We start from the raw sequence: 12,614 nt of genomic DNA, 5'->3' as shown, positions 1-12,614 counted from the left end.
GGACATTATAGCGGTCGGGACGATTGGACTTGCGCGGCTCAGACACCCCCGCCGACTTCCCCCGGCTTCCCTTCGGAAGCCGCCGGCGCCTCACGCGGCTGCCCTGCCTCCCACGCCACTCCCGGGACCGGGTTTGCGGCCTGAGAGGGGATCGAGAGCCGCGTCACTGCTTCGCGTTCAAGGCCGAGATCAACCCGTCGATCCCGCCGCGGTTGATCTCGGAGGCGAACTGGTTGCGGTAGTTCTGGATCAGCCAGATGCCCTCCACGTTCAGGTCGTAGACTTTCCAGCCCGCGTCCGTCCGCTCCAGCCGGTAATCCACACCGATCGCCGCGCTGTTCGGCTGCGAGATCGTCGTGCGCACCACAGCGTCGTCCGCCTGCGGATCGCCCCGGAACGGCAGCAGCGAGATCGTCGTGCTGGACGTCACTCGCGTGAACGCGCCGCTGTAGGTGCGGATCAGCGTTCCCGTGAACGCCTGGATCAGCGCTTTCTTCTGCGACGCCGAGGCTTGGCGCCAGTAGCGGCCGGCCGCCAGGCGGGTCGTCTTGTCCATGTCCACGTATGGCAGCGCGTAGCGGCGCACCATATCCGCGATATGGCCTGGATCGCCCTGCAGCGCCTGGGGATCGGCCTTCACCGCGTCCAGCATGTTGTTGGCCACGGCTTCGAGAAAATCGTTCGGCGCGGCCTGGGGGGCGACCGTGCGTTCGGCCGTGCCCGCGGATGCCGTGGACAGGCCCAGGATGGCGCCCAGCAAGCACAGGCCGCCCGCCCGGCGCAGGATTTTCAGGAAGGAAGGAAAATACATGATCGTCTCCGTGTGCGCCCGCCCGCGCGGGGCGGGTCGATGCCCGGGCCGGACGCGACCCCGGGCGGGTTCAGTTCGCCGGTGCCGCGTCCGGATCTTCGTAGACCGGCAGGCCCTGGTCGGCCGGCGGCGAAGCCGGATGGTTCAGGTCGTCCGCCGTCGAGGCGCGGCCGTTCCGCAGGCGGCTGTCCAGCATGGCCTTGCGGCGCTGCAGGTAGGCGTCGCGGATGAAGCTGTACTTGTCGAGCGCGATCTGGTCCACCAGGCGGTCGGCTTCCAGCAGATCGGCGCGCATGTCCACGACGTACAGGCTCAGCAGCGAGTTGCGCACCGGCACGTCGTCGATGGCGAACACCGCGCTGACGGGCGAGATCGGCGACGCCAGGGAAATGGCCCAGGCGGTGCCGTCGCGCACCGTGCTCGAGCCCAGGAACGGCAGTACCACATATGGGCCGGGGCCGAAGCCCCAGACGCCCAGGGTCATGCCGAAGTCGTTGGGAATCTTGCGCGCCCCGTGCATCGAGGCGATGTCGATGCAGCCGCCCAGGCCCGCCGTGCTGTTGAACAGCACCCGGCCGAAGGTGTCCACGAAATCGCGGCCTCGTCCCTGCAGCAGGCTGTTGATGCCCGACCAGACATCGACCAGGTTGCCGTAGATGTTGTGGATACAGGTACGCACCGGGCGCGGGGTGACGGTTTGGTAGCCCGTGGCGATCGGCTTGAGCACGGCACGGTCCACCGTGTCGTTGAAGCGGTACATGCTGCGGTTGTAGGATTCCCAGGGATCATTGGGCGAGGGGTGCGGCACCTGCGCGCAGCCGGCCATCAGTGCGGCGGTCGCCAGGACCAGCCCGGTGCGGGCCGGGAGGCGTCCGGAACGCGGTGTGGCCGTCGTCGGGGCGGTGGGATTCATGTCGTGTCTCGTGCGGTCGATGTCAGGGCAGCGTGAAAGTGTCGCACATTGTAAGGGGAGCCGGTCAATGGCCGGCGGCCGGCGCGGCGGCGCCCTGGCCTTCCTTCGAGCCTTCCTTCTCGGCCGAGCTGTAGAGGAACTTGCTGATCAGGTCCTCCAGTACCACGGCGGATTGCGTGAATTCGATCGTGCCGCCATCGGCCAGGTCCTTGTCGTCGCCTCCCGGCGTCAGGCCGACATACTGCTCGCCCAGCAGGCCCGAGGTCAGGATCGAGGCCGAGGTGTCCTTGGGGAAGGCGTAGGACTGCTCCAGCGACAGCGTGACCGTGGCCTGGAAGCGCTGGTTGTCGAAGCCGATTTCGGCGACCCGCCCGACCACCACGCCGCTGCTTTTCACCGGCGCGCGGACCTTCAGCCCGCCGACGTTGTCGAAATGCGCATGCACCTGGTAGGTGGGGGCGAAGGAAAAGGAGCTCATGTTGCCGGCGCGCAACGCCAGGAACGCCAGGGCGATCAGGCCCAGCAGGATGAACAGGCCTACCCAGAAATCGGTTTTTTCACGTGTCATGAACTCGTTCCGCAGGTTTCGGTTGACGAAGAATCGGGGTTAGAGCCTGTTCACACGAATCGAGGAGCCGCCTTGATTCGTGTGAACAGGCCTTAGTGGGCGAACATCAGCGCCGTCAGCAGGAAATCCAGCCCCAGCACCGCCAGGGCGCCGCTGACCACGGTGCGGGTGGTGGCGCGCGAGACGCCCTCGGGGGTGGCGCGCGCCGTCCAGCCCTGGTAGAGGGCGATCAGGGTCACGACGACACCGAAGACCAGGCTCTTGATGACGCCGTTGAGCACGTCGTCGATGACGTCCACTCCGTCCTGCATCTGTGACCAGAAGGCGCCCGGGTCGATGCCGATCAGGATCACGCCAACGAACCAGCCGCCCAGGATGCCAACCATGGAAAAGACCGCCGCCAGGACCGGCATGGCGATCACCCCGCCCCAGAAGCGCGGCGCCAGGACGCGGCGGATCGGATCCACGGCCATGACTTCCATGGCGGCGATCTGCTCGCCGGCCTTCATCAGGCCGATTTCCGCCGTCAGCGACGTGCCGGCCCGTCCGGCGAACAGCAGTGCCGTGACCACCGGCCCCAGTTCGCGCGTCAGTGACAGGGCCACCAGCAGGCCCAGGGCCTCTTCCGAGCCGTAGCGGTTCAGCGTGTAGTAGCCCTGCAGGCCCAGCACGAAGCCCACGAACAGGCCGGAGACCCCGATGATCAGCAAGGAATGGTTGCCGATGAAATGGACCTGCTGGCCCGTCAGGCGCGGGCGGCGCAGCACCACGCCGCTGCGCGCCAGGATGGCCGCGAACAGGCGGGCGAAGGCGCCCAGGCCGGTGATCATGGACACGAAGCCGTGCCCCAGCGCGGCGATGCGGCTTGCGAGCGTGCTCATGAGTCCCTCCGGGAGGCCAGCCAGCGTTCGAAGGCCGGCGTCAGGGGGTAGTGGAAACCGATCGGGCCGTCGGGCCTGCCCTGCAGGAATTGCTGCAGGTATTCGTCCTGCGAAGCCGACAGTTCCGCCGGCGTGCCCTGGGCGATCAGCCGGCCCTGGCCGATCAGGTAGACCTGGTCCACGATCGCGAAGGATTTCGCGACGTCGTGCGTGATCAGGATCGAGGCGCAGCCCAGCTGGTCCGTCAGAGTACGGATCAACTGCGCCGTGATCCCTAGCGAGATCGGGTCCAGCCCCGCGAAGGGCTCGTCGTAGAGGATCAGTTCGGGCTCCAGCACGATCGCCCGCGCCAGGGCCACGCGCCGCGCCATGCCGCCGGAAATTTCCGAGATCCGCAGATGCGCGGCGTACCGCAGGCCGACGGCCTGGAGCTTGTCCAGCACCCGTTCCAGGATCTGCTGTTCGGAAATATGGGTGTGCTCGCGCAGCGGAAAGGCGACGTTCTCGAAGACGTTCAAGTCGGTGAACAGGGCGCCGCTCTGGAACAGCACGCCCATGCGCTGGCGCGTGGCGCGCAGCGGTTCGCCGCTCAGGTCGGCCATGTCCTGGCCGAACACCCGGATTTGCCCGGCCTGCGCCGGCAGTTGGCCGGTCATGGCCCGCAGCAGCGTGGTCTTGCCCGAGCCCGAGCCGCCCATCATGGCCACGACCTGGCCAGGCATGGCCCGCAGGTCGATGCCGCGCAGCACGGTGAACTCGCCGTAGCCGAGCGAAACGCCATCGAAGGTGACAAGGGGATCGGGGGCAGAATTCATTGGGATCGGATAACCGCATCGGACTAACATGGATTGTACCTGCACCCGCCGGGCCGGCTGGATGGAGCCTGTCCCGAAGCCCTTCCGTTTCCCTGGCAGGGAACTTTTTACGTCCTCTTTCGTTGGAGTGGGTGTGGATGCCGATGCCGAACTCGAAGACGACCGCCATGCGGCGCGTGCCAGCGCCGGGGATGCGCATGCCTATTCCTGGCTGGTGGCGCGCCACCAGGGCGCCGTCTATCGCTACCTCGTGCGGTTGATCCAGGCGCCGGAAATCGCCCGGGAGCTTACCCAGGACACGTTCTTGCGCGCCTATCAGGCCATTCGAGACTGGCGGCCGGAGGCCAGGTTCCGGACATGGCTGTTTCGCATCGCGCACAACCTGGCGCTGGACCATTTGCGGCGGACCAGCCGGGTGCGCATGGAGCCCCTGGACGCGGGCCTGGACGTTCCGGATCCGGCGCCCGGCCCCGACAGGCTGCTCGAAACCGCGCAAAGAGTACGTCGGCTGGAGCAGGCCCTGTCCGTCATCGCGCCGACGCATCGTGAAATCCTGCTGTTGCGCGAGATCGAGGGCATGTCCTATGAGGACATCGCCCGTACCCTGAACCTGAATCCGGGCACCGTGCGCTCGCGCATCGCCCGTGCCCGGGCGGCCTTGCTGGCCGTCCTGAAGGCCTGACAAAGGAGAAGTCAATGCCTTGCCCCCGAACCGTACTGCTCTCCGCCTGCCTGGATCCGGACTGGACCGGACGCAGGCGCGACCTGATCCAGGCGCATGTCGCAGGCTGCCCGGTCTGCGCGGCCGAATCGCAGGCGCTACTGGCCATGATCGTCGACCTGAAGGCATTGCCTGATCCCGTTGCGGTGCCGGATTTTTCCCGTTCCTGGCAATCCGCGTCCGTCGGGCGGCGCATTGCGGTCCGGCCCTTCAGGGATGTCTTGCGGGCCTGGCTGGGCTGGTTGCCGGCCGCGATGGCCGTCACGGCTTCCCTGGCGGTCGGCATCGGGCTGGCGAACTGGTCCTGGCCTGTGGAGAGTCCCGCGCGGCCTGATGTTTCGATGGCTCGTCTGGATGCTTTCAGCCCGGTACCTCCGGGCGGGCTGTGCGCCGCCGCCGGCCTGTGTGGAACCCTCGAGGAGAGAACATGAGCCCACGATTCCGGAATATCCTGCTGGCCGTCTCGCTGGCCTTGAATGTCGGTTTCGTAGCCACCGCCGTCCAGCGGCACTGGATGGGTGGCGGTGACGGTCCGCCCGCGGAATCCCTGGCGCAGCGCCTCGGGCTGTCGGCCAGCCAGCAGACCGCCTGGACGCGGCTCGAAGGCCCGTTCCTGGCGGACCTGGCGCGGAATTGGGCGGACATCCGCGCGCAGCGACAGGCCTTGCTCGACGAACTCTTCGCCACGAAACCGGACACGACGCGGCTGGACGGCATCCAGGCGAAGATCGCCGCTTTGCAGGACGAGCAGCAGAAGCATGTGATCCGCCAGTTGCTGGCGGAACGAGACGTCCTCGATGCTCGCCAGCGGGCCGTGCTCAAGGAACTGTTGATGCAGGAGTTCGCCGCGCAGGCGACCCGGGCGGAGCAGCTGCATCGGAAGGCGCCAACGGCCCGCTGAATTCGTGCGGCAAGTGGCCAGCGTGGAACTTTTCCATGCATGGCGCGTTAGAGGAGGTGTCGGAATGACATTGCCCCCCTTTTTTAGGAGCTGAATCATGAAAACCCATCCCTCCCGCCTGCTGCTCGCCCTGGGTCTCGCTCTGCCGCTTGCGTTGGCCACCGGCCCCCTCCGGGCGGCGGAGACGCACGATCACGGCCATGCATCGCCGGCGACGCCGACCCTGGACCATGGCCAGAAGTGGGCCGCCGATGTTCCGCTGCGCCAGGCCATGGGCAATCTTCGTCAAGCCGTGGCGCGGGCCCTGCCCGACGCGCACGCGGGTACGTTTTCCGACGCAAGCTACGATGCGCTCGGTGAACAGGCCAATCGCGAACTGGCGTATATCGTCGAAAACTGCAAGCTCGAACCGCAGGCCGATGCCGTGCTGCATGTGATCCTGGCGGACGTGGTCGAGGGCGCGGGCATCGCGGGCGGTCAGCAGGCCGGACAGCCCCGTGCCGCGGGGGTCGTGCGCCTGGCCGAGGCGTTGAACCGCTATGGCGCCTATTTCGATCACCCGGGTTGGCAGGATATCCAGGTGCCGAAGGAATCCTGATGGCGATCCCCGCCGCCGCGGCGGCGGGGATCGCATCTGGCCGCGTCAGCGCGGCAGGACCGACGCCCCCATCAAATACTCGTCCACCGACCGCGCGCACTGCCGCCCCTCGCGGATCGCCCACACCACCAGCGACTGCCCGCGCCGCATGTCCCCCGCGGCGAACACCTTCGCCCGGGAACTGCAGTAGTCGTCCGTATTCGCCCGCGCGTTCCCGCGCCCGTCCGCTTCCACCTCGAATGCGTCCAGCACCGAGCGCACCGGCGACACGAAGCCCATCGCCAGCAGCACCAGGTCCGCCTGGATATCGAACTGCGAATCCTTCACCTCGCGCATCTTCATCTGGCCCGTGGCCTTGTCCTTCAGCCATTCCAGGCGCGTCGCGACCAGCTTTTCCACCTTGCCGCCCTTGCCCTCGAACGCCTGGGTGCCCACCGCCCAATCGCGCTGGCAGCCTTCCTCGTGCGAGGACGAAGTCCGCAGCCGGATCGGCCAATAGGGCCAGGTCAGCAGCTTGTCCTCTTCCTCCGGCGGGCGGAACATCAGCTCGAACTGCGTCACCGACGCCGCCCCCTGGCGGTTGCTCGTCCCCACGCAGTCCGAACCCGTGTCGCCGCCGCCGATCACCACCACGTGCTTGCCTTTCGCGCTGATCGGCTTGGCGATCCGGTCGCCATGGTTGATCTTGTTCTGCTGGCGCAGGAAGTCCATGGCGAAGTGCACCCCGCGCAGTTCGCGGCCGGGCACCGGCAGGTCGCGCGGCTGCTCGGACCCGCCCGTCAGCACCACCGCGTCGTGCTGCGCCAGCAGCTCTTCGGGCGTGACCACCGTCAGCCCGTCCTCCGCGTGTTCCGCGCGGCCCACGTAGGTCGAGGGGAAGAATTCCACTCCTTCGGCCTCCATTTGCGCCAGGCGCCGGTCGATGTGCGACTTTTCCAGCTTGAAGTCCGGGATCCCGTAGCGCAGCAGCCCGCCGATGCGGTTGCTCTTCTCATAGACGGACACGCTGTGCCCGGCGCGCGCCAATTGCTGCGCGCAGGCCAGGCCGGCCGGTCCCGAGCCCACGATGGCGACCCGCTTGCCCGTCTTGCGCGCGGGCGGCTGCGGCACCACCCAGCCTTCCCGCCAGCCGCGCTCGATGATCGTGTGCTCGATCGACTTGATGCCGACCGCGTCGTCGTTCAGGTTCAGCGTACAGGCCGCCTCGCAGGGCGCGGGGCAGATGCGGCCGGTGAACTCCGGAAAATTGTTGGTCGACAGCAGCACGTCCAGCGCGCGCTTCCAGTCCTGGCGGTAGACCAGGTCGTTCCAGTCCGGAATGATGTTGTTGACCGGGCAGCCGTGCGTGCAGAAGGGCACCCCGCAGTCCATGCAACGCGCGCCCTGGACGCGGGCCTGTTCGTCGGTCAGCGGCGAGACGAATTCCTTCCAGTGGCGCAGGCGGGATTCCGGCGCCTCGTAGGCGGGTTTGACCCGCGCGAATTCCATGAAGCCAGTGATTTTTCCCATGATGTTCCTTCAGGCGGCCTGGGCCTGGGTCTGGGCCGCCTGCCACAGTTCGCCCAGGGCGCGGCGGTATTCGATCGGAGAGACCTTGACGAAGGCGCGGCGCGCCTGGTTCCAGTCTTCCAGGATTTCCCGGGCGCGGAAGCTGCCGGTGTGGCGGAAATGGTTTTCCACCAGACGGCGCACGATCGCCTCGTCGGTCTCGCGCGGGCCGTTGCGATCCAGGCTGTGCCAGAATTGCGGCTCGCCGGCTTGTCGCTGAGCCTCGTCGGTCTCCATCGGATCCAGGCGCACCATGCCGGTGTTGCAGCGGCGCGCGAAGACTTGCTCCGGATCCCAGACATAGGCGATGCCACCGGACATGCCAGCCGCGAAATTGCGGCCCGTCTCGCCCAGCACCACCACAGTGCCGCCCGTCATGTATTCGCAGCCGTGGTCGCCCGTGCCTTCCACCACGGCCGCGGCGCCCGAATTGCGCACCGCGAAGCGTTCGCCGGCCACTCCGTTGAAATAGGCCTCGCCGCCGGTGGCGCCGTACAGCACCGTGTTGCCGGCAATGATGTGGTCCGGGCCGAAGCCACGGAAATCGTTGGGCGAGCGCAGGATCAGGCGACCGCCCGACAGGCCCTTGCCGACGTAGTCGTTGGCTTCGCCCACCAGGTCCAGGGTCACGCCGTGGGCCAGGAAGGCGCCGAAGCTCTGGCCGGCCGCGCCGTTGCACTGAATGTGGATGGTGTCGTCGGGCAGGCCTTCATGGCTGTAGCGCCTGGCCACCTCGCCGGACAGCATGGCGCCGATGGTGCGGTTGCGGTTGCGCACCGGGGTGATGAAGGACACTTTCTCGCTGCGCTCCAGCGCCGCCTTGCTGCGCTCGATCAACTGGTGATCCAGCGCGTGCGTCAGGCCGTGGTCCTGGGGGTCCGTGTGATGCACCGGGTCCCCGGTGGGCACCTGATGGAAGATACGACTGAAGTCCAGTCCGTGCGCTTTCCAGTGCTCGATGCCCTTGCGCATGTCGAGCAGGTCGACGCGGCCGATCAGCTCGTCGAAGGTGCGGATACCCAGCTGCGCCATGATCTCGCGCACTTCCTCGGCCACGAAGAAGAAATAATTGACCACGTATTCGGGCTTGCCGTTGAACTTCTTGCGCAGCTCGGGATCCTGGGTGGCGACCCCCGTCGGGCAGGTGTTCAGATGGCATTTGCGCATCATGACGCAGCCTTCGACGATCAGCGGCGCCGTGGCGAAGCCGACCTCGTCGGCCCCCAGCATGGCGGCGATGGCCACGTCGCGGCCGGTCTTCATCTGGCCGTCGGCCTGCACGCGGATGCGGCTGCGCAGGCGGTTCAGCACCAGGGTCTGCTGCGTCTCGGCCAGGCCCAGTTCCCAGGGAATGCCGGCGTGCTTGATCGAGGACACGGGCGAGGCGCCCGTGCCGCCGTCATGGCCGGCGATGACCACGTGGTCGGCCTTGGCCTTGGCCACGCCGGTGGCCACCGTGCCCACGCCCACTTCCGCCACCAGCTTCACCGAGATCGAGGCGCGCTCGTTGACGTTCTTCAGATCGTGGATCAGCTGCGCCAGGTCCTCGATCGAATAGATATCGTGGTGCGGCGGGGGCGAGATCAGGCCCACGCCCGGCACCGAATAGCGCAGTTGCGCGATGTAGTCCGTGACCTTGTGGCCCGGCAGCTGTCCGCCTTCGCCGGGCTTGGCGCCCTGGGCCATCTTGATCTGGATCTGGTCGGCGCTGCACAGGTATTCGGCGGTGACGCCGAAGCGCCCCGAAGCCACCTGCTTGATGCGGGAGCGCAGCGAATCCCCGGCCGCCAGCGGGATGTCGGCGACGATGCGGTCCTGGCCCAGGACGGATGCGATGGTATCGCCCTTTCTCACCGTCGGCTTGCCCGCGCGCATCTCGGCGCGGTAGCGCAGCGCGTCCTCGCCGCCCTCGCCGGTGTTGGACTTGCCGCCGATGCGGTTCATGGCCACGGCCAGGGTCGCGTGCGCCTCGGTGGAGATCGAGCCCAGCGACATGGCGCCGGTGGCGAAGCGTTTGACGATTTCCTTGGCGGGCTCGACTTCCGACAGGGGGATGGCCTTGGCCGGATCGACGCGGAACTCGAACAGGCCGCGCAGCGTCATGTGGCGGCGCGACTGATCGTTGATGAGCTGGGCGTATTCCTTGAAGGTTGAATAATTGTTGGCGCGCGTGGCGTGCTGCAGCTTGGCGATCGAATCGGGCGTCCACAGGTGCTGTTCGCCACGGATGCGGAAGGCGTAGTCGCCGCCCTCGTCCAGCGCGTTGGCCAGCACCGGATCGGCGCTGAAGGCCGCCTGATGGGTGCGCAGGGCTTCCTCCGCCACCTGGAAGATGTCGATGCCCTCGATGTTGCTGGGCGTGCCGGTGAAGTATTTCTTCACCAGGCTGCTGTGCAGGCCCACCGCCTCGAAGATCTGCGCGCCGGTGTAGGACATGTAGGTCGAGATGCCCATCTTGGACATGACCTTTTTCAGCCCCTTGCCGATCGCCTTGATGTAGTTCTCGGTGGCCTTGGCGGAGTCGGTGATCGCCGTCGGGGCGCCGGGCTCGGCATGGGGCCCCACCCCCGCGGCGAGGGTCTCCAGCGCCAGCCAGGGGTGCACGGCCTCGGCGCCGTAGCCGCCCAGCAGCGCGAAATGGTGCGTTTCGCGCGCCGAGCCGGTTTCCACGATCAGGCCGGTGCGGGTGCGCAGGCCGGCGCGGATCAGGTGCTGGTGGATGGCCGAAGTCGCCAGCAGCGCGGGGATCGCGACGTGCTCGGCATCCACGCGGCGGTCGCTGATCAGCAGGATGTTGTCGCCGCTCAGCACCGCGTCGGCGGCGGTGGCGCACAGCGAGGCCAGACAGGCCTCGATGCCCTCGGGGCCCCAGGCGACCGGATAGACGATGTCCAGTTCGCAGCAGCGGAACTTGTCGCCGGTCTGGCGGCTGATGTGGCGCAGCTGGGCCATGGCGGCCCGGTCCAGCACCGGCTGGCTGATCTCCAGGCGCAGCGGCGGATTGACGTTGTTGATGTCCAGCAGGTTGGGCTTGGGGCCGATGAAGGACACCAGCGACATGACCATCTGCTCGCGGATCGGATCGATCGGCGGGTTGGTCACCTGGGCGAACATCTGGCGGAAATAGTTGTAGAAGGGCTTGGGACGGTCCGACAGCACGGTCAGCGGGGCGTCGTTGCCCATGGAGCCGATGGCCTCCTCGCCGTTCTTCGCCATCGGTTCCAGGATGAATTTGAAGTCCTCCTGGGTCCAGCCGAAGGCCTGCTGGCGATCCAGCAGGCTGGCGGACGGCTCGGGTGGATCGTCGGCCTTCAGGGCGGGCAGGTCATCCAGCTTCAGGCGCAAGCGCTCGATCCATTGCGGGTAGGGGTGCGCGTTGGCCAGTTGGGACTTGATCTCCTCGTCCTCGATGATGCGGCCCTGCTGCAGATCGATCAGCAGCATGCGGCCGGGCTGCAGGCGCCATTTCTTGACGATGCGGTGTTCCGGGATCGGCAGTGTGCCGGCCTCGGACGCCAGGACCACCATGTTGTCGTCGGTGATCAGGTAGCGCGCCGGGCGCAGGCCGTTACGATCCAGCGTGGCGCCGATCTGGCGACCGTCGGTGAAGGCCACCGCGGCCGGGCCGTCCCAGGGTTCCATCAGGGCGGCGTGGTATTCATAGAAGGCGCGCCGCGACTCGTCCATGTCGGCGTGTTGCTCCCAGGCCTCCGGGATCATGATCATCATGGCATGGGCCAGGGAATAGCCCGACATGACCAGCAGTTCCAGACAGTTGTCGAAGGTGGCGGTGTCGGACTGGCCTTCGTAGACGATGGGGTAGAGTTTGGACAGATCCTCGCCCAGCACGGCCGAGCTCATCGCGCCTTCGCGGGCGCGCAGCCAGTTGAAGTTGCCCTTGACGGTGTTGATCTCGCCGTTGTGGGCGATCATGCGGTAGGGGTGCGCGAGCGGCCAGGCCGGGAAGGTGTTGGTGGAGAAGCGCTGGTGCACCAGGGCCAGGGCCGAGACGGCGCGGGTGTCGGCCAGGTCGCGGTAGTACAGGCCCACCTGGCTGGCCAGCAGCAGGCCCTTGTAGACCACGGTGCGCACCGAGATCGAGGGCACGAAGTATTCCTGGCCGTGCGCGAGCTGCATGCGCTGGATGGCGTGGCTGGCGGTCTTGCGGATGACGTAGAGCTTGCGCTCCAGGGCGTCGGGCACCATGATGTCGTGCCCGCGGCCGATGAAGAGCTGGCGGATGACGGGTTCGCAGGCCCGCACGGCGGGCGACATTTTCATGTCGCGGTCGACGGGGACGTCGCGCCAGCCGAGCACGACCTGGCCCTCGTCGCGCACGGCGCGTTCGAGCTCGCGCTCGCAGGCCAGGCGCGAGGCGGTTTCCTTGGGCAGGAAGACCATGGCGACGCCGTAGTCGTCGGGCTGCGGCAGGGTGACGCCCTGGGCGGCCATTTCCTCGCGGTAGAGCTGGTCGGGGATCTGGATCAGGATGCCCGCGCCGTCGCCCATCAGTTCATCGGCGCCGACGGCGCCCCGGTGGTCCAGGTTTTCCAGGATCTTGAGGGCCTGCTGGATGACGGAGTGGCTCTTGTGGCCTTTGATGTGGGCGACGAAGCCGACGCCGCAGGCGTCGTGTTCTTGTTCGGGGCGGTATAGACCCTGGGCGGCCGGCGGGCCGGGGGGACAGGAGGCGGGGTGGGTCATGGCAGAACTCGCGTGGCGGAATACAGGTGCCGTTCCGGGCGGCGGAAAGTGGAAATTACAGCCACAAGTCCTTGTTGACAATAGGATTTTTTATTGATACGTCCCTATTTATTATGGGTATGTCATTAATTATTAATATATAGGGACGTATCAA

Annotated in this window: 11 protein-coding genes; 4 read left to right on the top strand and 7 right to left on the bottom strand. The window is 67.1% G+C overall.

All coding sequences use genetic code 11. The features are described 5' to 3' along the window. Positions 1-163 precede the first annotated feature (163 nt). The 5 genes from ACTPOE_RS11850 to ACTPOE_RS11830 form a co-directional block, all read right to left on the bottom strand. The gene (locus ACTPOE_RS11850) at positions 164-811 is read right to left on the bottom strand and encodes an MlaC/ttg2D family ABC transporter substrate-binding protein (protein WP_458872371.1); all 648 of its coding nucleotides are present in this window, start codon (positions 809-811) and stop codon (positions 164-166) included. Positions 812-881: 70 nt separating this feature from the next. After that, positions 882-1,724: an MlaA family lipoprotein gene (locus ACTPOE_RS11845; RefSeq protein WP_458872370.1), complete on the bottom strand. Its 843-nt coding sequence runs from the start codon at positions 1,722-1,724 to the stop codon at positions 882-884. Positions 1,725-1,788: 64 nt separating this feature from the next. Continuing rightward, positions 1,789-2,292 carry an outer membrane lipid asymmetry maintenance protein MlaD gene (gene mlaD, locus ACTPOE_RS11840; RefSeq protein ID WP_458872369.1) on the bottom strand — a complete coding sequence of 168 codons (504 nt, stop codon included), beginning with the start codon at positions 2,290-2,292 and terminating at the stop codon, positions 1,789-1,791. A gap of 92 nt (positions 2,293-2,384) precedes the next feature. After that, complete coding sequence (gene mlaE / locus ACTPOE_RS11835; protein ID WP_458872368.1) at positions 2,385-3,173, bottom strand: lipid asymmetry maintenance ABC transporter permease subunit MlaE; 789 nt, start codon at positions 3,171-3,173, stop codon at positions 2,385-2,387. Then, entirely contained in the window at positions 3,170-3,988 is an 819-nt protein-coding gene (locus ACTPOE_RS11830) for an ABC transporter ATP-binding protein (RefSeq protein ID WP_458872367.1), read from the bottom strand. Before ACTPOE_RS11830 ends, mlaE begins: the two co-directional genes overlap by 4 nt. Positions 3,989-4,121: 133 nt before the next feature. On the opposite strand from ACTPOE_RS11830, the gene ACTPOE_RS11825 reads away from it, so the two are divergent. From ACTPOE_RS11825 to ACTPOE_RS11810, 4 genes are all read left to right on the top strand, one after another. After that, on the top strand, positions 4,122-4,670 hold the full coding sequence (locus ACTPOE_RS11825) for an RNA polymerase sigma factor (protein WP_458872366.1): 549 nt from the start codon (positions 4,122-4,124) through the stop codon (positions 4,668-4,670). A gap of 14 nt (positions 4,671-4,684) precedes the next feature. Then, entirely contained in the window at positions 4,685-5,140 is a 456-nt protein-coding gene (locus tag ACTPOE_RS11820) for an anti-sigma factor family protein (protein WP_458872365.1), read from the top strand. Further along, complete coding sequence (locus ACTPOE_RS11815) at positions 5,137-5,610, top strand: Spy/CpxP family protein refolding chaperone (RefSeq protein ID WP_458872364.1); 474 nt, start codon at positions 5,137-5,139, stop codon at positions 5,608-5,610. Before ACTPOE_RS11820 ends, ACTPOE_RS11815 begins: the two co-directional genes overlap by 4 nt. A gap of 97 nt (positions 5,611-5,707) precedes the next feature. Beyond that, complete coding sequence (locus tag ACTPOE_RS11810) at positions 5,708-6,208, top strand: hypothetical protein (RefSeq protein WP_458872363.1); 501 nt, start codon at positions 5,708-5,710, stop codon at positions 6,206-6,208. Positions 6,209-6,253: 45 nt separating this feature from the next. Here the strand turns inward: ACTPOE_RS11810 and ACTPOE_RS11805 are convergent, their stop codons facing one another. Further along, positions 6,254-7,717: a glutamate synthase subunit beta gene (locus tag ACTPOE_RS11805; protein WP_458872362.1), complete on the bottom strand. Its 1,464-nt coding sequence runs from the start codon at positions 7,715-7,717 to the stop codon at positions 6,254-6,256. Positions 7,718-7,726: 9 nt separating this feature from the next. Beyond that, positions 7,727-12,460 (bottom strand): glutamate synthase-related protein, encoded by a 4,734-nt coding sequence (locus ACTPOE_RS11800; RefSeq protein WP_458872361.1) that lies wholly within the window; start codon positions 12,458-12,460, stop codon positions 7,727-7,729. Between the last annotated feature and the right edge of the window lie 154 nt (positions 12,461-12,614).

The organism is Castellaniella sp. WN, from assembly GCF_054457555.1.
The sequence above is the reverse complement of the archived record's forward strand: the minus strand, read 5'-3'. Positions and strand labels throughout refer to the sequence as shown.